This is a genomic window from Salinicoccus sp. HZC-1 (assembly GCF_046736035.1).
Classification (GTDB): domain Bacteria; phylum Bacillota; class Bacilli; order Staphylococcales; family Salinicoccaceae; genus Salinicoccus.
In genome coordinates, this window is sequence record NZ_CP177130.1 from 1,293,138 (window position 1) to 1,313,128 (window position 19,991).

The window sequence follows — 19,991 nt, forward strand, 5'->3', positions numbered from 1 at the left end:
CTCCGTTTCATAGTTGAAACGGAGCATTTCTCATCTAAACCTGGAGATTAAGCTTTTCATTACAAAGATTCAATGCTTCTTTTGTCGACTCAATTGATTTTAGAACATTTTTTTTATTTCTTAAATCCAATGCTTTTTCAAACGAACTCTTTGCCCAATTATAATATCTCATTTCCATATAACATTTGCCCCGCTGGTGTTCTAAATAGTCTGTATATTCATTGAAACTATGTGTGTTAATAACACTTTCAGCTTTTTCAAAGCAAAGTAATGCTTTCTTAAATTCATCTGCATATTTATAACTTTGACCCAATTTTATAAAAGCAGGCACCTGTTTCTTCTCATCATCTGATATTAACCGCAGATATTGAGAATGATAGTGGATAGACTCTTCCGGTTTATTGATCACTCTGTATAGATCCCCTAGAGTACTTGTTGCGAATAATTCATTCTCTTCAGACTGTGTTTCTTTTTCCAAGTATTCTTCAAGCTCGAATATGAGATTCAAAACATTTTTGTCCTCATTAGTCTGTTCTCTCAGATTTTGACTCGAATCAAAATAAGTATTTTGAAAAACCTGATCCACTCTTTTCCTAATAGAATTATTCATCCACATCATCCCCTTTGTTTTTAATGTGAATCCTGACTTTTATTGACTTTTTACACGTATATCATAACACTAACTAAAAAAAGTAGAAAGTCAGAATATCAAAATAGCACCGTTCTGATGTTTGAAAAGATATATTTTAGTAAATAGTCCTATAATGAAGCGCATCAACAAGGAGGAAGAAAATTGGATATTAAAAAAGGCGAGAACATATTTTTTATAGGTGAAGACGAGTTGAATCCCGAAGCAAAAATAGTTTTCGATATAGATGATGAAGGAGACTATGTGATAGAACACACCGAAGTGCAGGATAGTCTCAAAGGACAGGGAGCCGGCAGCCAGCTGGTCGATACAATGGTCGAGTTCGCCAGACAGGAAGATAAAAAGATTACAGCGAATTGCCCATTTGCCAAAAGTGTAATCGAGAAAAACGATGAATATAAAAAAATACTCAAATAATTTGCTAAACCGGGGATAAACAGTCCTCGGTTTTTTCTGTATAATATAAATGGTGTATACTGACGAGAGAATCTGAAAGGATGATTAGATTGGCAAAAAGTGTAGTATTGGCTGAAAAACCTTCGGTCGCACGAGATATTGCAGGTGTGCTGAATTGTCATAAGAAAGGAAATGGCTATTTAGAAGGGGATAAATATATTGTTACATGGGCGCTCGGGCATTTGGTGACCCTTGCTGACCCTGAAAGCTATGATAATAAATACAAACAATGGAAGCTGGAAGACCTGCCGATGCTTCCTGAACCTCTGAAACTGACTGTAATTAAAAAGTCGGGAAAACAGTTCAATGCTGTTAAATCACAGTTGATACGTAAAGATGTGAATAAAATCATTGTGGCGACTGACGCAGGCCGTGAAGGGGAGCTGGTAGCCAGATGGGTTATAGATAAGGTGAAAGTCCATAAACCCATTGAACGTCTGTGGATCTCCTCTGTAACGGATAAAGCGATTCGAGAAGGCTTCAATAATTTAAAACCCGGCAAAAATTATGAGAATTTATACAAAGCTGCAGTTGCCCGTTCTGAGGCGGATTGGTATATCGGTCTTAATGCCTCAAGAGCTCTGACAACCAAGTTTAATGCACAGCTTAACTGTGGCCGCGTGCAGACACCGACGCTTGCTATGATCGAACAACGCGAAAGTGAGATTAAGAATTTCAAAGCCAAAACATTTTATGGTATGGAAGCCAGTACCGATTCAGTAAAATTCACTTGGCAGGATGATAAAGGAAATAACAGAAGTTTTGATAAAGAAAAAATAGATTCAATCATAAATAAAGTCGACGATAGTGATTTAAAGATTACAGACATTCAAAAGAAAGCGAAAAAGTCATTTGCCCCTGCATTATATGATTTGACTGAACTGCAAAGAGATGCAAACAAACAGTTTGGACTTTCCGCCAAGGAAACGTTAAATGTAATGCAAAATCTTTATGAACGACATAAAGTGGTAACTTATCCAAGAACAGATTCCAGGTTCATATCCCAGGATATTGTCTCAACTATTCCTGAAAGGCTTAAAGCGTGTGGAATCGGTGATTACAGAAGTACGGCGGCAAAAATTTTAAGGAATAAAATTCATACAAACAAATCGTTTGTAGACGACAACAAAGTCAGTGATCACCATGCGATTATTCCGACAGAAAATCATGTCCATCCATCCGACTTTAACGAAAGAGAACGGAGAATCTATAATTTAATCGTTAAAAGGTTCCTGGCTGTTCTACTGCCGCCTCATGAGTTTGAGCAAATGACAATCAATGCATCAATTGGTGATGAATCCTTTATTGCCAGAGGTAAAACGGTTATTAAAGAAGGGTGGAAAGAAGCGTATTCCAACAAATATGATGATGAAATTGAAGATGATGTAAAAGATCAGTTGCTGCCAAAACTTCAAAAAGCGGATGTATTGAAAACAAATAGAATTATCCAGACCTCCGGACAGACGAAAGCACCGGCAAGGTTCACTGAAGCGACATTATTATCTGCAATGGAAAACCCATCAAAGTATATGGAAGTTCAAGACAAGAAGCTCAAAGCCACACTCGACTCTACAGGCGGTTTGGGTACAGTAGCAACAAGGGCTGATATCATTGATAAATTGTTCAATTCCTTTATGCTCGAGAAACAGGGACAGCAGATTAAAATCACTTCTAAAGGCAAGCAGCTTCTGGACCTTGTTCCGGATGCGCTGAAATCTCCGGCAACGACAGCAGTATGGGAACAGAAGCTTGAAAATATCGCTAAAGGAAACCTTAAAAAAGAAGTATTCATCGAAGAGATGAAACAGCATGCTAAGAAAATAACTTCTGAAATCAAAAACAGTGATAAAAATTATAAACATGATAACATTTCAGGTAAAACATGTCCGGATTGCGGCAAACCACTTCTTGAAGTGAATGGCAAACGAGGTAAAATGCTTGTGTGCCAGGATAGAGAATGTGGCCACCGTAAAAATATTTCAAGAACGACGAATGCAAGATGTCCACGGTGCAAGAAGAAGATGACGCTCAGTGGTGAAGGGGATGGCCAAATTTTCACTTGCATATGCGGCTACAGAGAAAAACTTTCAGCATTTGAAGCCCGCAGGAAAAAAGAGGGCAAAGGCAAAGTGGATAAAAAGACTGTGAACAAATATATCAAGAAACAGGATGACGAAGAGCCGATCAACAATGCGCTGGCTGAACAGTTAAAAGCATTAAAACTGGATGAATGATTAAATTGCTCCCCTTAGGATATAAATGGCAGAGCGGTTTGTAAGACTGACGACTTTTGTGAGCAATTGAAACAATCGCCTTAGAGGGAGGATTAGAATGGAAAATAAAATTGTATTCGTACACAGTGCAGGACCACAGACAGATACAGAAGGAAGTACTGGCATTCTAAACAAACTGACAAAAACGCTCCATTCAACGCATACAATAGTTGCTCCGGATATGCCAAATCCGGAAGATCCGTCATATGCAGAATGGGCGGAGGATATAGGGATAATTCTTTCGGATTTGGATCATGTCATACTTATTGGTCATTCACTGGGCGGCTCGGCTCTTCTCAAGTATTTATCCGAGCAGCGTCCTAAGATAAATATCAGAGCATTGTACATCATATCATCGCCGATGTGGGGACTGGACGAGGAATGGCAAAAAGCGGATTTCATGCTTGAAAAAGGATTCGAGAAAAGCCTCCCTCCAATTAAACACTTGGCACTCTATCATAGTGAATATGACAGTGTTGTACCTTTAGAGCATCATTTTAATTATAAAGAGATATTGAATGCAGATGAAACCGAAATCTTTGAAGGCGACTCACATATTTTCTTGAATGGTCTGCCTGACCTTGTCCGGAGCATTCAAGCCCTTAAAGAGTAGATTGAATGAGTACATTCTTCATTATTGTCTTTGCGGTACTGTTGGTACCAATCGTTGCGGTAGTCTCTATCTATCTGATTGGAAATAAAAATATTCAAAAGAATGGTCCTTTATATATGGACATTCGCTATATTACTCCCAGTAATGTATATGTTATACTTCTTTTTTACCCACGCACTACAGTGGAGACAAAGTAGACACTTATCGTAAGGAGAGAGTACTTTGGTAAAATGTAAAAACTGTGAAGCACAATGGCCGGCAAATGCTGTTTTAAAAAGATATATCACTTTGGATGTGGGAATGGATTGTCCGCATTGCGGAAAAATTCAATACTTGTCTCAAGAATACCGTAAGAGAAGTATTTTGGCGACACTGCTCATTCCTTTGCTTATATTACTTCCAGCATTTTTTAATGTGTCGTTCATCGCGATTGCTCTGACATTTGTAGCCGCATTTATCGCCATTACCTGCATCCATTTATTCACAATAGAATTAGCGGGTGAAGAAGAGACTTGGGGAAATGGTTATAATGGATAAAGCCAAACGTAATATTACCATCCTTTCAATCATATTAATCATTTATTTAATACTGGCAAACTTAGGGCTTGATACAGCATGGTGGGCTCAGATGATCGTTATCCTTATAGGATTGTCTGCAATCATGCAAAATTACCGGGTGTTAAAAAAAGCCGAGATAGAAAAAAAGAAAAATGAAATAAGAGGCAACAAAAGCAGGTAAACAAACGGAAATATATAAATATGAGAAAAAAATAATCTATCTTCAGCCACTCTTTATGAGTGGCTTTATGTTTCTATATAGAAAATATATTATAGGGTAAAACATTAGATAAGTACAAATATAGACAAAGAGGTGTGCGTTATGAATATGGCTGAACTTTATGAGGTTGCTAAATCGAAGCTCAGCACGGTCAGGACCAAAAGAAATGGCAAAATGGGTCATGTTGCTGCCGCTTTAGTTACGGATAAGGGGAATGTGTATACAGGAGTGGCACTGGACCTCCCTTCTTCCATTGGATTTTGTGCAGAACATTCAGCAATCGCTTCTATGGTAACTGAGAATGAGTATAAAATTGATAAAATAATCGCAGTGTATGAAACAGGGGAAATATTGCCCCCATGCGGCAGATGCAGAGAACTGATTAACCAGGTAGGAGATGACAATTACTATTGCGATATTGGTTTACCTGATAATAGATCATTGAAGTTGAAAGATCTATTGCCTGAGCGGTGGGATGCAAAATATTTAATATAATTGATATAGTATTGCTATAAAGAAATTAAGAGAGGGTGTTTCATGTGGCAAGTGATTTTAATGATATTAATGTAGTCGCACAAGGGAATACGAAACGGTTGCAAAAAACGATTCCGGATACGATGAAGAGTTTTAAGACACTGCAGGATTCAGCATATAAAGCAGGCGCTCTGGACGAGAAAACGAAGGAATTCGCAGCTCTATCCTACGCAATTGCAGATAAATGTGAAGGATGTATCGGCAATCATGTAAATAAGCTTATCAAATTAGGCGCCACACGTGAGGAAATCGCGGAGATAGCGGGTGTTGCCATCGTAATGGGTGGTGGCCCCGGCAGCGTGTACGGCGGTAAAGCGTTGCAGGCCTACGATGATTCCATAGATTCATAAAACTTAAGAATGGATTCCAAAATGAAATTTGGAATCCATTCTTACTTTTAGCCGTTGTATGCTTTTTTCAGCTCAGCGATATTGAACTTTTTCATTTTCAGGAATGTTTCAGTCACTTTTTTTATCTGCTCCGGTGAACCTTCTTCCATCATTTCTTCCATTACAGACGAGGTAATCTGCCACGAAACGCCGTATTTATCTTTAAGCCAGCCACATTGTTCAGCTTCCGGCACTGCAGATAACTTTTTCCAGTAATAATCGATTTCTTCCTGATTTTCACAATTGACAAGCAGCGAAACTGCTTCGTTGAAATTATAATCCTGGTCTCCCGGCCCGTCCATTGCTGCGAGCCATTGATTTCCTAATTTGAAATCAGCAAATATTATTGTTGCGTTTTTTTCAGGTCCTCTTCTGACTGCCTCACCCATTTTTGAATCATTAAATACTGAAAGATAGAAGTCGATCGCTTCTTCCGCTCTGCCAAAATTATCATTTACAAACATTAGGGAAGGTATAATAACCGGTCTGTCATCACCATCAGGATCAGTCAATATCAACTGCCAGCATACTCCATATCTATCCTGTACGAATCCATATTTTTTGCTGTATGGATATTCATCTAGCGGCATAAGTACAGTCCCGCCATCTTTTAATTTCTCCCAGGTCTCTTCCAGATTCTGCTCTGCATTGTCGTCATAGGATGGATCAAAGTTCACGAAAAGTGATACTGATGGATTGATTTTGAAATAGGGTCCTGCACTGATGGCCATAAATGTATAACCATTTACTTCAAATGTAACGGATTGCGCATCTCCTGAAGGTGTATCCTGAAGTTGTGTCTTATTCAAGATTTCGGAGTTGGGGAATATATTCACGTAAAACTCGGCAGCTTCCAATGCTTCATTGTCAAACCAAAGATGCGGCACAATCATTTGCTTCATCATTAACCATCCTCCCGTGTTTGGTTAATGATATTGTAGCAAAATTACACTATTTAATCATTTGATAAGTGCAACCGTACTATTTCAAAGTATTTCCGACTGCGGGAATTGGATTGTTTTTTAAGATTCGCGCCATATGCACAAGGTTATAGCTTAGCATTTTCGTTTGTTTCTTAGTAAATTCATTATCCTGTCCCGCTTCAATATACGAAGGGCCGGGGCCTGCATCCCCAACCCAGTAGGCAAGGGTGTTTGGCGGGATGGTGAAACCTATGTTGGCCATACGGGAAAGAATGGAAGCACCTGCTTCTTTAGCGCCATCTTCATTCCCTGTGGCAATCGCTCCGAATACTTTATTATAGTATTTGGACTGCCCATTTTCAGCTGTTTCACTGCTTTGGGCATATATCCTTTCCATCACCAGAGATGCAATACTGCTTTTTTGGCCGTTCCAGACGGGTGTTCCCATAATAATGATATCCGAACCGATGATTTTATCAAAAATCATCGGCCACTGATCTCGATTTCCCATATCTGGACTCATGCCAGCCTTAATGTTATAGTCTGAAACCCTCAGAAACTCGGTTTCCACCCCTTCGTTTTTAAGTATCTCCATAGATTTCCTCATCAATGCTTCCGTATTGGACTGTTCATCACCATGTTTTAAAGATGTGTTCAGATACAACGCTTTCAATGTCATTATCAAAAACTCCTTATGAAAATGATTTAGTATTGCTCTTCCCTCTAGGATGAAAGAGCAAACGGAACGTTTTACTTTTTAAATACGAAGCTGTCTTTTTCATAGCCCATTTTATCTTCATAAAATCTATGGGCTTCGGTTCTCTTTAGATCTGAAGAGAGTGAAACTGTTTTATTAGAGGTCGTCAGCTGAGAAAACACGCTATTTTAATGGTGTGATGAATGAGCGTCTTGGACGGCCTGCATTGTATTCTGTTAATTGGTGGTGTATATAGTGTGCCGCTGTCTTTTGACAGGTTTTCAAATGTTGACGTGTAGAAACTGGGGCCCATACTAAATGAAAGCTGAAACCGTATCCACTGGTTCTTGTTTTCTTAATTATAAGTGTTCAATGCCTCCTTTCTATATCCGCTGCTTATAGTATATAGAGCGCGCCATATGGTGATATAATGGGTATTGAAGGGGCGGTGAAATACTGTGTATAAAGGCATTGAATGCAAGATTTATCCTAATCAGGAACAAGAAAATCTGATTCATATGACATTCGGTCATACCCGCTTCATATGGAACGAAATGCTGGAGATGTTGAACGCCCGTTATGAAAACAATCCTGATTTAAAACTGTTAAGCTATACCGCATTGTCATCGATGATTCCCCAAATGAAACGCGAGTTTGAGTGGTTAAAAGATGTGGACAGTGTCGCGATTCAATGTGCAGTAAAGCGACTGTCTGAGACGTTCGACCGGTTCTTCAAGGGGTTAAGCAAACACCCAAAGTTCAAATCCGGGAAATTTGTAAGACAGTCGTATTTGAGTACGATCCGCGGTAATAATATTCGATTCAATCACAATCAGCGGTATATCAAACTGCCTAAATTGGGATGGCTTAAGTGTAAAAATAGTTTTAAACATATCGAAAATGCACGCATTAAATCCGTCACCGTCAAGCGCAAACCGACCGGTCACTACTATATTTCAGTATTGGTCACACGCGAAAACCAAGCGTTACCAAAAACGAAGCAAAGTGTCGGTATTGATTTGGGCGTATCCGATTTAGCGATTACATCAGACGGTCAGAAATTTGCTTCCCAACGCTTACATTTAAAATATCAAAAACAGATGCGGTATTGGGAAAAACGGATGGCGCGCCGTGGTTTGGCTGCAAAGGCGAAAGGGATTGCCCTACGTGAGGCGAAAAACTATCAAACAGCGAAACGCCACGTGGCGCGATTACATGAAAAAATCTCAAATACGCGGAAAGATTATATCCATAAAATCACAACAACATTGGTGTCGCAGTATGATAGTATATCCATCGAAAATCTGAAAACAACGAACCTGATGAAGAATCATGCTCTGGCCCGCAGTATTGCGTCTCAATCCTGGCGCCAGTTCAGGAACGTTTTAAAATACAAATGCGATATTTACGCCAAGCAATTGATTGTGGTCAATCTGCATAAGACCTCTCAACTGTGTTCCAGCTGTCAGTTTGACAGTGGTAAAAAACCATTGAATATCAGACAGTGGACGTGTCCGCAGTGCAGCATCCACCATGACCGGGATATTAATGCGGCTAAAAATATAATGATTATTGGCCTGGGACAGGCCTTAGTAAAATAGCTTAAACCGCTGGTTGGCTCTGTAATGGGCAAACTAAGTTATGAGTGTTCCTAAAAACCCGTTACTTGAGTGACGGCGTAGTTCATAATGATGATCTCTCGCCCAGTCGTGAACAAAGTTGAGAAGCGTTTCTACATGACCTTCGGACCTGACATTTTCATCGGTAACAAGATCTTCCACCCAGACGAATTTTCCATAGAAGCTTTTCCTCATAAGGATGCTTGCTGCAGTCATTGACGGTGATTCTGAATTTTTGAATGAAGCTTTTACTGCAGGTGTGTCATTGCCCGGGCTTCCGGATCGTATCGAAAAAATTATCGTGGACAGTGTTATCACCCACGGCAGGGAAGGTGGATTCGAATGCACGGTTTACCGCAAAGATAAAGAGAAAATTGAGATGGGTGTTTTCATTACATTCAAAAGTGTCGGGAAAAATGTAATCACCCGTGTAAATGTTTTTAAAAAAGAGCCTGAAGTTTAAAATTCCGTAATATTCCTGTTGTAGTAATTCATTGCAGTGAGTGGGTCTTAGTGGTAAATTTAGAATGAAAGAGACTAAGAAAAAGGGGTTTATGCATGCCTAATATTATTAGTATAGACAGCCTTGAAGAGGCACAGGTGCTTATCGGTGCCAATGATCAACATATTACTTACCTCGAGGAAGAGTTCGGCGTAAGGATTCATACACTTGGCAATGAAATTACCGTGAGCGGTGATGATGACGATAATGTCGAACTTGCCGAGGATGTGCTAATCAATCTATTAAAAATCATTCAGCGGGGGATGACGATCAATTTACGGGATGTCCAATCTGCTGGGATGATGGCCAGAAAGGGTACGATCGAGTACCTTGCTGATCTCTACAATGAGGAAATTGCACGGGATATTAAAGGAAAAGGAATTCGTGCGAAAACGACGGGGCAACGGCTCTATATTGAAAATATTAAAAAGAGTGATCTGACATTCGGTATTGGCCCTGCAGGTACCGGCAAGACTTTCCTTGCGGTTGTTCTGGCGTGCCAGATGCTTCGTGACAATGATGTAAAACGCATTGTCCTAACGCGGCCTGCAGTTGAAGCGGGAGAGAACCTTGGTTTCCTGCCCGGTGATTTAAAGGAGAAAGTGGATCCTTACCTGCGCCCTTTATATGACGGCCTGCACACTGTTCTCGGTGTGGAGCAGACGGACCGTCTGATTGAACGCGGTGTAATTGAAGTGGCACCGCTGGCTTATATGCGCGGCCGGACACTGAATGAGGCATTCGTCATCCTGGATGAAGCCCAGAACACGACTCAAATGCAGATGAAGATGTTCTTAACGCGTCTCGGTTTTGGTTCGAAAATGGTTGTAACGGGTGACGAAACGCAAATTGACCTGCCCGGTTCGACCAAGAGCGGTCTCGTGGAATCCGTTAAACTGCTTAAGAGCGTTAAAGGGATAGCGGTGAATAGAATGGATGAATCGGATGTAGTGCGTCATCCTCTGGTATCGAAAATTATAAAAGCTTATGAGAAGGAGTAGAATATGATTACAGTAGATTTTATTGATGAAGAAAATCACACTCAAAGTGATCAGCAGGAAGAAATTCAAAAACTACTCAGCTTCGCTTATGATTATTTAAAACAGGAAAAGGATGCTGAAGTCAGCATTTCTTTTGTAGACGAAGATGAAATCCAGAGTATCAACAAGGAGTATCGGAATAAAGATCAGGTGACGGATGTAATCAGTTTTGCACTTGAAGATGAGGAAGACAATTTAATCCATCAGGAGGCACTCCGTACATTAGGTGATATCATTGTCTGCACTAAAAGGGCAGAGGAGCAGGCGGCGGAATACGGACATTCCTACAGGCGTGAGCTGTTATTCCTGAGCCTCCATGGCTTTTTACATCTGCTCGGTTATGACCATATGGAAGACGATGATGAACGGGAAATGAATGCCTTGCAGGATGAAATTTTAGATGCTTTTGGAGTATCCAGAGAGGTATAATATGGGAAACCGATTGTTCAGACGTTTCAAATTTGCTTTCATGGGTCTTAAAACAATGTTAAAGAAAGATATGCATGTTTTGTCCCACATGATCTTAACAGTCCTGGTCGTTTTGCTTGGACTGTTTTTTAACCTTGATAAAATGGAATGGCTGTTTATCATCAGTGCGATTTTCGCTGTACTGACTACTGAAGTGATGAACACCGGGATAGAGTACACGGTTGATCTGGTGACGAAGGAATTTCATGAATATGCGAAAGCGGCAAAAGACATCGGTGCGGCTGCAGTACTGCTCGCCTGTATATATGCAGTGATTGTCGGTTTGGTAATTTTTATGCCTTATGTATTTTAGCTGGAGAATGGAGAGAGAAATATGAAAGACGGAATTTTTAAAGAAGAATGGATCGAAGAAGTGCAGGTCGCTCAATCGCGGGCATACACACCGTACTCCAAGTTTAATGTCGGTGCGCTTTTGATTACAGAGAATGATGAATACATCTATGGTGCAAACATCGAAAATGCTGCATATCCGGCGACAATCTGTGCAGAAAGAAGTGCACTTGTGAGTGCTTACTCCAATAATGTGAAAAAGTTCAAAGCAATCGTAGTAGTGACGGATGCAGATGAACCTGCCAGTCCGTGCGGCACATGCAGACAGGTGCTCAAAGAACTGTGTGAGGACGATATGCCCGTATATATGACCAATAAAGCAGGAAAAGTGATCAAGCGCACAGTGGATGAGCTCCTTCCACTTGGCTTCTCAGGAAAGGATTTTGATTAATGAGTGAACAGGAATTCAAATCCGGATTTGTCAGTATCATTGGCAGACCGAATGTAGGCAAATCCACTTTCATGAATAAGGTGCTCGGACAGAAAATAGCGATCATGTCCGACAAGCCGCAGACGACAAGAAATAAGATACAGGGGGTCTATACAAAAGATGATTCCCAAATGATTTTTATTGATACGCCAGGCATTCATAAACCCAAGCACCAGCTGGGGGAGCATATGATGAAAGTGGCAAGGAACACACTTCGCGAAACCGAAGTGATTCTGTTTTTGGTTAACGTTTCAGAAGAAATTGGACGCGGTGACGAGTTCATCATCGAAATGCTTAAAAATACGAAAACACCAATTATTTTAGTGATGAATAAAATTGATCTCGTTCATCCGGATAAACTGATTCAGCAGATCGAAGTTTATAAGGATAAACTGGATTTCAGTGATATTGTACCTATCTCGGCACTTCAGGGGAATAACGTGGATAAGTTACTGGAAGTAATTGAAGGTTATCTGCCTGAAGGTCCAATGTACTATCCGGCAGACAGAGTGACCGACCACCCTGAACACTTCATCGTAAGTGAATTGATCCGTGAGAAGGCCCTTCATCTGACAAGCCAGGAAATCCCACATGCAATCGGTGTTGAAATCGATAAAATGAAAGCTGACGAAAGAGGGACGGTGCATGTCGTTGCAACGATATATGTAGAACGTAACTCTCAAAAAGGCATGGTTATCGGTAAAAATGGGAAAATGCTCAAGGAAATCGGACAACTTGCGCGAGCGGACATAGAAAATCTGCTCGGCAGCAAAGTGTTTTTGGAAGTCTGGGTTAAAGTGCAGAAAGATTGGCGGAATAAAACACAGTTCATCCGCTCACTTGGTTATAAAGACGAGGAGTACTAGATAAAACAATGATATATCAGCAAAAAGGTGTAATGATCCGGCAGACTAACTACAGTGAATCGAGCCGGATCATTACTATACTGACAGAAGATGGCAGTCAGGTCCCACTGATGGTACGCGGTTTTAACAAGACAAACAGCCCCTTTATCGTTTTGCGGCAGGGTATAAAAGAGTTTTTATTCACGTATAACCGGTTCAAAGGCATGGGGACTTTAAATGAAGTGGATGTTGTCCAGCCTTTCAAAAGGGTGAATGGGGATTTTGATATATACAGCCACGGCTCCTATGTGCTGGAACTGATTATTAAAGCACTTGAAGAAGATATTCTGCAGGACAGTTTTTACAGGCTGCTTATAAAATCATTGAAATTGATGGAAGCGGACAGCCAGGAAGCGGGTGTCGTTGCTTTCTGTGCGATAAAAATGCTGCCTTATTACGGTGGTCAGCTGAACGTAACCGAATGTGCAGTATGCGGTTCTAAAGACAACAGGAACTTTTATCATTATTCCTTCAAATACCACAGTGTGATATGCAGTGCCTGCATGGATGATGAGACGGGTGAACGATCGGTTCCGATAAGCAACCGGGTGCTTTATCTTGCGGGATATATGAAACACGTCGCTGTGGATAATGTCGATTCGATTAAAATTTCAAAGGAAAATGCCTGGAATCTGCTGAAGTTTGTTGAGTTGATCTACGATGAATATACGGGTGTATATTTTAAATCCCGGAAACTGCTGCAATCATAAAAAGCGTGAGACCGGTTTTGGCCTCACGCTTTTAAATTTAGATTAATAGCTCATTTTCTCTTTCAGGAAACTGTTCACTTCATCGATGTCGACACGTGTCTGTTCCATAGTGTCACGGTCACGGATTGTTACTTTATTATCCTCGAGAGAATCGAAGTCGAAAGTGATGCAGTACGGTGTACCGATTTCATCCTGTCTTCTGTAACGTTTGCCGATGGATTGTGATTCATCAAATTCCACGTTGAAGTCGCCTGCGATTTTTTCATAAACTTTAATCGCTTCATCGCTCAGTTTTTTAGAAAGTGGAAGTACCGCTGCTTTGAATGGTGCGAGCTGCGGATGGAAGCGGAGCACAGTACGGGATTCGCCATTGTCCAGCTGCTCTTCCTGGTAAGCATCACACAGGAATGCGAGCGTTACACGGTCAAGGCCCAGGGATGGCTCTATGCAATATGGGATATACTTCTCGCCCGTTTCCTGGTCGTGATATCTGAAGTCTTCACCGGAATGTTCCATATGCTGGCGGAGGTCATAGTCTGTACGGCTCGCGATGCCCCACAGTTCGCCCCAGCCGAACGGGAATTTGTACTCGATATCAGTTGTCGCATTGGAATAGTGGCTGAGCTCGTCGTCATCATGGTCACGGAATCTTGTATTTTCAGTTTTCATGTTAAGGTCATCCAGCCATTTTTCAGCAAATTTTTTCCAGTAGTTCTGCCACTCGATTTCAGTACCTGGTTTACAGAAAAATTCTAGTTCCATCTGGTCGAATTCACGTGTTCTGAAAGTGAAGTTTCCTGGTGTGATTTCATTACGGAATGATTTGCCGACCTGGCCGATACCAAACGGCAGCTTTTTCCGCATTGTGCGCTGGGCATTTTTATAGTTGACGAAAATACCCTGCGCTGTTTCCGGACGCAGGAATAATTCGTTAGTGGAAGATTCTGTCACTCCCTGGAATGTTTTGAACATCAGGTTGAATTGACGAATGTCTGTATAGTTATGGCTCCCGCATGTAGGACAATTGATATCGCGCTCGTCGATGATACGTTTCATTTCATCGAAACTGAGTCCATCTGCCACGAAAGTATCGTCCTCTTTTTGCATAACATCTTCAATGATTTTATCAGCCCTGTGACGTGATTTACATTCTTTACAGTCAATCATCGGATCGTTGAAGTTGCCAAGGTGACCGGATGCCTCCCAGGTTTTAGGATTCATTAGAATTGAAGCATCAAGACCCACGTTGTATGGTGATTCCTGGATGAATTTTTTCCACCATGCCTGCTTAACATTATTTTTAAGTTCCACACCCAGTGGACCATAGTCCCAAGTATTGGCAAGACCACCATAGATCTCACTGCCTGGGAATACAAATCCTCTGGTTTTTGCTAAATTAACAATTGTATCCATTTCCATTTGAATCGGCTCCTTTTAATAAATTGAGTTAGTGGTGAATAAAGAAAACACAAAAAGTCCCCGGACAACAATGAAAAATCGTCATCCGGGGACGAGCATAGCCCGCGGTTCCACCCCAATTAGTGTATACACTCCGCTTTTATATATTAGTTGTGTTATCAATAAGTTACGCCATTTAATGTGTTAAGCTCACACCATCCTTAACTCGCTTCAGTTCTATTATATCCGGAGTTTGATTGTTCTGCAAACATTTGCTTATATTTCTTTATTCTTCTGAATGTACTATAATTAGTTTGTTGGGAGTGATGGCATGGAACTGAATGAGAGACAAGAAAAAATACTTAAAATTGTGAAGCAGCATGGACCAATCACCGGCAGTAAAATTGCAGAGCAGCTATCTCTGACCAGAGCCACGCTGCGACCTGATTTGGCCATACTTACGATGTCCGGCTATCTTGATGCAAGACCGAGAGTGGGATACTTTTACACGGGTAAAGAGTCTGAAGAAGTAATGAGTTCCAAAATAAGAAATATCATTGTTAGCGAAGTTCAAAGTGTCCCGATACTGATCAAGAAAGATACATCCATTTACGAAGCGATTGTTAAAATGTTTCTTGAAGATGTTGGAACACTGTATGCTATAGATGAAAATAATGGATTGGCTGGAGTGATCTCGAGAAAAGACCTGTTGAGAGGAACAATGGGCGGAAATGATATAGAGAAAACGCCGGTCAGCGTCATTATGACCCGTCAGCCGAGTATAACTATATGTTACCCGAATGATTTGTTGATATACGCAGCCAATCAACTTATTGAAAAACAGATCGATTCACTGCCTGTGGTTGAAAATCAGGATGGTGTGGAGCGCGTAACAGGAAGAATAACCAAAACGAATATCGCACGTGTATTTGTCAATCTTATGGAATAAGGAAGTGTTTTAATGTCTAATTTGAGAGTAATCGTCGCCTCTGATTCTGTCGGTGAAACCGGGGAACTGGTTGCCAAAGCTTGTCTTTCGCAGTTTAACATCGACGAATCCGGTGAAGTATTAATCAGATATCCTTATATAGAGACAGAGGAGCATGTGGATGATGTAGTCGATCTTGCAAAAATTAAGAATGCAATCGTAGTCTTCACGATCATTACACCGGAGCTCCGTAAGTATATACAGAAGGAATTGAAGAGTGAATCAATCCCTTCTGTAGATATTATGGGGCCTTTGATGAGCGTTCTGGAAGGCAAGACAGAGGAACAGCCTTATTATGAACCGGGACGTGTCCATAAATTGGATGAGGATTACTTTAAAAAGATAGAAGCAATAGAATTTGCCGTCAAATATGATGACGGCAAAGATGCAGGCGGGCTTGATAAGGCTGATATCGTCCTTATCGGCGTATCGAGAACTTCCAAAACACCACTATCACAGTATTTGGCACTTAAAAAGTATAAAGTCATGAACGTTCCGTTAGTACCGGAGGTCGTGCCGCCGAAAGAACTGTATGGCGTGGACTCCAAAAAATGTGTGGGATTGAAAATAAATCCGCAGACGCTCAACAAAATCAGAAAAGAACGTCTGACACAGCTCGGGCTGAAAGATACCGCAAGCTACGCCAATGATAAGCGTATTCAGGAAGAACTGGATTATTTTAATGAAATCATTTCAAAAATAGGCTGTCCGGTAATCGATGTATCAGACAAAGCCATTGAAGAAACAGCGAATGAAATTATGAAACATGTTGATGGTCGAATAGATATTAAGGGATGATGAAATTTGCGAATCTCTGAGGAGACAGTAGAAGCTGTTAAAAATGGGACCGACATTACTGAACTGGTTTCCAGTTATATAAAGCTGGAGAAACGGGGGCGGAATCATGTCGGTCTTTGCCCGTTTCATGACGAAAAAACACCGTCATTTACAGTCAGCCCCGACAAGCAGATCTGCCACTGTTTCGGGTGTAAAAAGGGCGGCAATGTCTTTCAGTTCTATATGGAAATTGAAAATAAAACATTCACCGAGGCTGTACGGCTTCTTGGAAAACCGCTTGGTATTGAAATAGAAGCACAGGAACCCGCTGCCGATGACAGTGATATGCAGCTAATCCGTATGCACGAATATTTAACTGACTTATACCATCATATATTGATGCATACGAATGAAGGTCAGCAGGCTTTGGATTATTTGACGGGAAGAGGATTCTCCGCCGACATACTCCGCAAAGAGAAAATCGGTATTGCACCGGATATGCGTGACTTTACAAAAAACGCACTTTCTGAAAAGGGATATTCCATGGAGCTTGCCTATCAGGCAGGGCTGATTTCAAGAAATGAAGAGAACTTTTCCTACTATGACAGATTTAACGGCAGAATTATGATTCCTATCCGCAACCATCAGGGGTATATAGTCGGATATACAGCCAGGAGTATTGACGGCAGGGAACCGAAGTACTTAAACACACCGGAAACTCCAATATTTCAAAAGCGTCAGCTTTTATATAATTTAAGTGATGCAAGAAAAGAAATCCGTAAGCAGGATGAAGTCATCCTGATGGAAGGCCATCTTGATGTCGTAAAAGTTAAGATGACGAAAGTTCAGCATATCGTTGGCCTGATGGGGACGGCATTGAGTGAAGAGAACATCCACACACTTAACCGCCTGGCTTCCAATATTACGTTTATGTTTGATGGTGATGAAGCCGGGCAGAATGCTCAGATGACTTTGGGGGAACAGCTTCTTAAATCCGGCGCAAATGTGTACGTCCTGTCCATACCAAAAGGGCTGGACCCCGATGAATTTATAGAACAGCGCGGAACAGAAGCATTCGAAGCGCTCATTAAAAATGAGAGAAAACACTATATTCATTTTAAAGCAGATTTTCTTCTTGAAGAAAGCCTTAACAATGACATGGCTTTTACGAATAATTTAAATACACTGACTGAACATTTGAAGTTCGTCAAAGACGAAGTGACAAAAGAAAAATTGCTTCAGCATATCAGCAGCATTTATAAAATAGATAAAAGATCCATTGAGAGCAAAGTTCCTGCTGCCAGACAGAAGTCCGCAAGCAACGGCCAGCCAGTCAGTGCAATCAGGCAGGTGCCGCTCCGTGAACGTAAAGAAAGATACTTTTTACGTTCTTTAATTAAAGAACGTGAATTGTTTATAGAGTTTCAGGACAATATTGATGAAGAAGTATTAACCACACCTGATTATTATGTTATATTTAAAGGGTTGTGCACATATTTTGACAACTATACTGTATTTGATATATCCTCATTTAGCCAATATATTGAGGGGGAATTATTCAGTACTGTCGTTGAATTGGAGAACATTCTTATTCATGATGACATCACAAGGGAAGAAATCAATGATTATCTCGAAGACCTAAGTGGTATTAGGAATAGTGAGAAAGAAAAACAGTCCCTTTATATGCAGCTTCAGGAAGCGGAGAACAACAACGACATTGAACTTCAAGCAATATTGGCGCAGAAGTTGAACGATTTAAACATTCGTTACAAAAGGTGAGTGTAAAGTCTTATTAGGAGGGCTTTTAATGGCAAAGAAGAATGCAAAAGCAACTGAAACTAAAGATGTCGAATTGTTCACTTCCGTTGAACAAGTTAAGAATTTTTTACTGGAAAGAGGTAAAACCCAAGGACATCTTTCCCATGAAGAAATCGCTGATAAATTATCCAGCTTCGAGCTTGATGCTGATGCAATGGATGAATTCTTCGATGAAATAAACGAAAATGATATTCAACTCATAAACGAAAAAGATGCTACAGATACAGATGAAAAACTCAATCTCCATGATATGAGTGCCCCTCCCGGCGTCAAAATCAACGACCCTGTAAGGATGTACTTGAAAGAAATCGGTCGAGTCAATCTCCTGAGTGCCCAGGAAGAAATTGAGCTTGCTAAAAAAATAGAAAAAGGTGACGAAGTCGCTAAAAGCCGTCTGGCTGAAGCAAACCTGCGTTTAGTAGTAAGTATTGCAAAACGTTACGTTGGCCGCGGCATGCTGTTCCTTGACCTTATACAGGAAGGCAACATGGGCTTGATCAAAGCCGTGGAAAAATTCGACTTCTCCAAAGGGTTTAAGTTCTCCACTTATGCAACATGGTGGATCAGACAGGCGATTACAAGAGCCATTGCCGATCAGGCAAGAACAATCCGTATCCCTGTTCACATGGTTGAAACAATTAATAAATTGATTCGTGTTCAACGCCAACTTCTTCAGGATCTCGGCCGCGAACCGATTCCCGAGGAAATTGGGGAAGAAATGGATTTGCCTGCTGAGAAAGTCAGGGAAATTCTTAAAATCGCCCAGGAACCTGTTTCTCTTGAAACACCAATCGGTGAAGAGGACGACAGTCATCTGGGAGACTTCATTGAAGACCAGGAAGCACAGAGTCCTTCAGACCATGCTGCTTACGAACTGTTGAAAGAACAGTTGGAAGATGTGCTTGATACACTTACAGATCGTGAAGAGAATGTTTTACGCTTAAGATTCGGTCTTGATGACGGCAGAACACGCACACTTGAAGAAGTGGGCAAAGTTTTTGGCGTCACACGTGAACGAATCAGGCAGATCGAGGCAAAGGCTCTAAGAAAATTAAGACATCCAAGCAGAAGTAAAAGACTTAAAGATTTCATGGATTAATTTTTAACAGTTGAGTGTAATTTTTACGGCAAAAATCTTTTGACTTTATCGTTTTTTGATATACAATTAAATATGTGAATACGTATATGGAAAGATATTAGGGGGGTAATTAAAGATGAATCGAAATCCTGTTATACCTTTTTTACTTATCATTTTCCTAGGTATAGGACTCGTTTTTCTCCTGTCTTCCCAGGGAGCGACTTCTGATCAAGAAGGAGAAGGAGAACAAACAGCTTCCGAAGAAGGTGGAGGAGAAGAAGGCGGCGGTGAAGAAGGCGCTTCTAGTGGCGACTTCGATGCCGAAGGCTTTGCCCGCGATAACTGTGCTTCCTGTCACGGTCAAGACTTCTCAGGTGGTATGGGGCCGGCACTTGCAGGCACTAGTCTAGAAGAATCTGAATTCACTGATGTTGTCAGAAACGGCAGAGGTCAAATGCCGGCATTCAGCCAGGACCAGATCGCTGACGAAGATTTGACTGCACTTTATGAATTTATGGCAGGCCAATAATTGGCGTAAAAACTTCCGCATATGATGTGGAAGTTTTTTATTTTTCATTTATCTAAATCCTTAATG

At 40.9% G+C, this 19,991-nt stretch carries 25 protein-coding genes; 20 read left to right on the forward strand and 5 right to left on the reverse strand.

Features of this window, described 5'->3' with window-relative positions; genetic code table 11:
- Window positions 1–34 precede the first annotated feature (34 nt).
- Window positions 35–610 (reverse strand): hypothetical protein, encoded by a 576-nt coding sequence (locus ACKRAT_RS06450; RefSeq protein WP_411844271.1) that lies wholly within the window; start codon window positions 608–610, stop codon window positions 35–37.
- Window positions 611–793: 183 nt separating this feature from the next.
- On the opposite strand from ACKRAT_RS06450, the gene ACKRAT_RS06455 reads away from it, so the two are divergent.
- The 7 genes from ACKRAT_RS06455 (at window position 794) to ACKRAT_RS06485 (ending at window position 5,653) form a co-directional block, all read left to right on the forward strand.
- Window positions 794–1,066, forward strand: coding sequence for a GNAT family N-acetyltransferase (locus tag ACKRAT_RS06455; protein ID WP_411844272.1), 273 nt, complete (start codon window positions 794–796; stop codon window positions 1,064–1,066).
- An 89-nt stretch (window positions 1,067–1,155) separates the two neighbouring features.
- On the forward strand, window positions 1,156–3,339 hold the full coding sequence (locus tag ACKRAT_RS06460) for a DNA topoisomerase III (protein WP_411844273.1): 2,184 nt from the start codon (window positions 1,156–1,158) through the stop codon (window positions 3,337–3,339).
- Window positions 3,340–3,436: 97 nt separating this feature from the next.
- Entirely contained in the window at window positions 3,437–3,991 is a 555-nt protein-coding gene (locus ACKRAT_RS06465; RefSeq protein ID WP_411844274.1) for an alpha/beta hydrolase, read from the forward strand.
- Window positions 3,992–4,213: 222 nt separating this feature from the next.
- Complete coding sequence (locus ACKRAT_RS06470; protein WP_411844275.1) at window positions 4,214–4,528, forward strand: TIGR04104 family putative zinc finger protein; 315 nt, start codon at window positions 4,214–4,216, stop codon at window positions 4,526–4,528.
- Window positions 4,521–4,730 (forward strand): hypothetical protein, encoded by a 210-nt coding sequence (locus ACKRAT_RS06475; RefSeq protein ID WP_411844276.1) that lies wholly within the window; start codon window positions 4,521–4,523, stop codon window positions 4,728–4,730. Before ACKRAT_RS06470 ends, ACKRAT_RS06475 begins: the two co-directional genes overlap by 8 nt.
- Window positions 4,731–4,871: 141 nt before the next feature.
- Entirely contained in the window at window positions 4,872–5,264 is a 393-nt protein-coding gene (locus ACKRAT_RS06480; RefSeq protein ID WP_411844277.1) for a cytidine deaminase family protein, read from the forward strand.
- A gap of 44 nt (window positions 5,265–5,308) precedes the next feature.
- The gene (locus ACKRAT_RS06485) at window positions 5,309–5,653 is read left to right on the forward strand and encodes a carboxymuconolactone decarboxylase family protein (RefSeq protein ID WP_411844278.1); all 345 of its coding nucleotides are present in this window, start codon (window positions 5,309–5,311) and stop codon (window positions 5,651–5,653) included.
- A 47-nt stretch (window positions 5,654–5,700) separates the two neighbouring features.
- Here the strand turns inward: ACKRAT_RS06485 and ACKRAT_RS06490 are convergent, their stop codons facing one another.
- Window positions 5,701–6,597: a VOC family protein gene (locus ACKRAT_RS06490; RefSeq protein ID WP_411844279.1), complete on the reverse strand. Its 897-nt coding sequence runs from the start codon at window positions 6,595–6,597 to the stop codon at window positions 5,701–5,703.
- A gap of 76 nt (window positions 6,598–6,673) precedes the next feature.
- Window positions 6,674–7,294, reverse strand: coding sequence for a flavodoxin family protein (locus tag ACKRAT_RS06495; RefSeq protein WP_411844280.1), 621 nt, complete (start codon window positions 7,292–7,294; stop codon window positions 6,674–6,676).
- A gap of 476 nt (window positions 7,295–7,770) precedes the next feature.
- Between ACKRAT_RS06495 and ACKRAT_RS06500 the strand changes: the two genes are divergently transcribed.
- Window positions 7,771–8,913, forward strand: a complete 1,143-nt coding sequence (locus ACKRAT_RS06500; protein WP_411844281.1) for an RNA-guided endonuclease TnpB family protein — start codon at window positions 7,771–7,773, stop codon at window positions 8,911–8,913.
- A gap of 33 nt (window positions 8,914–8,946) precedes the next feature.
- Here ACKRAT_RS06500 and ACKRAT_RS06505 read toward each other — a convergent pair whose 3' ends face one another.
- The gene (locus tag ACKRAT_RS06505; protein ID WP_411844282.1) at window positions 8,947–9,147 is read right to left on the reverse strand and encodes a hypothetical protein; all 201 of its coding nucleotides are present in this window, start codon (window positions 9,145–9,147) and stop codon (window positions 8,947–8,949) included.
- Between the two features lie 19 nt (window positions 9,148–9,166).
- On the opposite strand from ACKRAT_RS06505, the gene ACKRAT_RS06510 reads away from it, so the two are divergent.
- The 7 genes from ACKRAT_RS06510 to recO all read left to right on the forward strand — a co-directional run bounded on the left by ACKRAT_RS06510 (window position 9,167) and on the right by recO (window position 13,337).
- Window positions 9,167–9,394 (forward strand): hypothetical protein, encoded by a 228-nt coding sequence (locus ACKRAT_RS06510; protein WP_411844283.1) that lies wholly within the window; start codon window positions 9,167–9,169, stop codon window positions 9,392–9,394.
- Between the two features lie 95 nt (window positions 9,395–9,489).
- Window positions 9,490–10,434 (forward strand): PhoH family protein, encoded by a 945-nt coding sequence (locus tag ACKRAT_RS06515; protein ID WP_411844284.1) that lies wholly within the window; start codon window positions 9,490–9,492, stop codon window positions 10,432–10,434.
- 3 nt (window positions 10,435–10,437) lie between these two features.
- Window positions 10,438–10,902 carry an rRNA maturation RNase YbeY gene (gene ybeY, locus ACKRAT_RS06520; protein ID WP_411844285.1) on the forward strand — a complete coding sequence of 155 codons (465 nt, stop codon included), beginning with the start codon at window positions 10,438–10,440 and terminating at the stop codon, window positions 10,900–10,902.
- Between the two features lies 1 nt (window position 10,903).
- Window positions 10,904–11,254, forward strand: coding sequence for a diacylglycerol kinase family protein (locus ACKRAT_RS06525; protein ID WP_411844286.1), 351 nt, complete (start codon window positions 10,904–10,906; stop codon window positions 11,252–11,254).
- A gap of 21 nt (window positions 11,255–11,275) precedes the next feature.
- Window positions 11,276–11,683 carry a cytidine deaminase gene (gene cdd, locus ACKRAT_RS06530; protein WP_411844287.1) on the forward strand — a complete coding sequence of 136 codons (408 nt, stop codon included), beginning with the start codon at window positions 11,276–11,278 and terminating at the stop codon, window positions 11,681–11,683.
- A complete protein-coding gene (gene era / locus ACKRAT_RS06535) occupies window positions 11,683–12,588 on the forward strand; it encodes a GTPase Era (RefSeq protein ID WP_411844288.1) in 906 nt (301 codons plus the stop codon). The genes cdd and era overlap by 1 nt, the downstream gene beginning before the upstream one ends.
- A gap of 8 nt (window positions 12,589–12,596) precedes the next feature.
- Entirely contained in the window at window positions 12,597–13,337 is a 741-nt protein-coding gene (gene recO, locus ACKRAT_RS06540; RefSeq protein ID WP_411844289.1) for a DNA repair protein RecO, read from the forward strand.
- A 42-nt stretch (window positions 13,338–13,379) separates the two neighbouring features.
- Here the strand turns inward: recO and ACKRAT_RS06545 are convergent, their stop codons facing one another.
- A complete protein-coding gene (locus ACKRAT_RS06545) occupies window positions 13,380–14,756 on the reverse strand; it encodes a glycine--tRNA ligase (protein WP_411844290.1) in 1,377 nt (458 codons plus the stop codon).
- Between the two features lie 310 nt (window positions 14,757–15,066).
- Here ACKRAT_RS06545 and ACKRAT_RS06550 point away from each other — a divergent pair, with 310 nt between their 5' ends.
- From ACKRAT_RS06550 to ACKRAT_RS06570, 5 genes are all read left to right on the forward strand, one after another.
- Entirely contained in the window at window positions 15,067–15,684 is a 618-nt protein-coding gene (locus tag ACKRAT_RS06550) for a helix-turn-helix transcriptional regulator (RefSeq protein WP_411844291.1), read from the forward strand.
- 12 nt (window positions 15,685–15,696) lie between these two features.
- Window positions 15,697–16,521 (forward strand): pyruvate, water dikinase regulatory protein, encoded by an 825-nt coding sequence (locus ACKRAT_RS06555; RefSeq protein WP_411844292.1) that lies wholly within the window; start codon window positions 15,697–15,699, stop codon window positions 16,519–16,521.
- Window positions 16,522–16,527: 6 nt separating this feature from the next.
- Window positions 16,528–18,279, forward strand: coding sequence for a DNA primase (dnaG, locus tag ACKRAT_RS06560; protein WP_411844293.1), 1,752 nt, complete (start codon window positions 16,528–16,530; stop codon window positions 18,277–18,279).
- A gap of 28 nt (window positions 18,280–18,307) precedes the next feature.
- On the forward strand, window positions 18,308–19,417 hold the full coding sequence (rpoD, locus tag ACKRAT_RS06565; RefSeq protein ID WP_411844294.1) for an RNA polymerase sigma factor RpoD: 1,110 nt from the start codon (window positions 18,308–18,310) through the stop codon (window positions 19,415–19,417).
- A 115-nt stretch (window positions 19,418–19,532) separates the two neighbouring features.
- Window positions 19,533–19,925: a c-type cytochrome gene (locus ACKRAT_RS06570; RefSeq protein WP_411844295.1), complete on the forward strand. Its 393-nt coding sequence runs from the start codon at window positions 19,533–19,535 to the stop codon at window positions 19,923–19,925.
- Window positions 19,926–19,991 lie beyond the last annotated feature (66 nt).

Excerpts from the sequence above, each read along its gene's own strand:
- ACKRAT_RS06450 (WP_411844271.1), bottom strand. The coding sequence starts at position 610 with ATGAATAATTCTATTAGGAAAAGAGTGGATCAGGTTTTTCAAAATACT.
- ACKRAT_RS06465 (WP_411844274.1), top strand. The coding sequence starts at position 3,437 with ATGGAAAATAAAATTGTATTCGTACACAGTGCAGGACCACAGACAGAT.
- ACKRAT_RS06475 (WP_411844276.1), top strand. The coding sequence starts at position 4,521 with ATGGATAAAGCCAAACGTAATATTACCATCCTTTCAATCATATTAATC.
- ACKRAT_RS06480 (WP_411844277.1), top strand. The coding sequence starts at position 4,872 with ATGAATATGGCTGAACTTTATGAGGTTGCTAAATCGAAGCTCAGCACG.
- ACKRAT_RS06490 (WP_411844279.1), bottom strand. The coding sequence starts at position 6,597 with ATGATGAAGCAAATGATTGTGCCGCATCTTTGGTTTGACAATGAAGCA.
- ACKRAT_RS06495 (WP_411844280.1), bottom strand. The coding sequence starts at position 7,294 with ATGACATTGAAAGCGTTGTATCTGAACACATCTTTAAAACATGGTGAT.
- ACKRAT_RS06505 (WP_411844282.1), bottom strand. The coding sequence starts at position 9,147 with ATGACTGCAGCAAGCATCCTTATGAGGAAAAGCTTCTATGGAAAATTC.
- ACKRAT_RS06515 (WP_411844284.1), top strand. The coding sequence starts at position 9,490 with ATGCCTAATATTATTAGTATAGACAGCCTTGAAGAGGCACAGGTGCTT.
- ybeY (WP_411844285.1), top strand. The coding sequence starts at position 10,438 with ATGATTACAGTAGATTTTATTGATGAAGAAAATCACACTCAAAGTGAT.
- ACKRAT_RS06525 (WP_411844286.1), top strand. The coding sequence starts at position 10,904 with ATGGGAAACCGATTGTTCAGACGTTTCAAATTTGCTTTCATGGGTCTT.
- cdd (WP_411844287.1), top strand. The coding sequence starts at position 11,276 with ATGAAAGACGGAATTTTTAAAGAAGAATGGATCGAAGAAGTGCAGGTC.
- era (WP_411844288.1), top strand. The coding sequence starts at position 11,683 with ATGAGTGAACAGGAATTCAAATCCGGATTTGTCAGTATCATTGGCAGA.
- recO (WP_411844289.1), top strand. The coding sequence starts at position 12,597 with ATGATATATCAGCAAAAAGGTGTAATGATCCGGCAGACTAACTACAGT.
- ACKRAT_RS06545 (WP_411844290.1), bottom strand. The coding sequence starts at position 14,756 with ATGGAAATGGATACAATTGTTAATTTAGCAAAAACCAGAGGATTTGTA.
- ACKRAT_RS06550 (WP_411844291.1), top strand. The coding sequence starts at position 15,067 with ATGGAACTGAATGAGAGACAAGAAAAAATACTTAAAATTGTGAAGCAG.
- ACKRAT_RS06555 (WP_411844292.1), top strand. The coding sequence starts at position 15,697 with ATGTCTAATTTGAGAGTAATCGTCGCCTCTGATTCTGTCGGTGAAACC.
- rpoD (WP_411844294.1), top strand. The coding sequence starts at position 18,308 with ATGGCAAAGAAGAATGCAAAAGCAACTGAAACTAAAGATGTCGAATTG.
- ACKRAT_RS06570 (WP_411844295.1), top strand. The coding sequence starts at position 19,533 with ATGAATCGAAATCCTGTTATACCTTTTTTACTTATCATTTTCCTAGGT.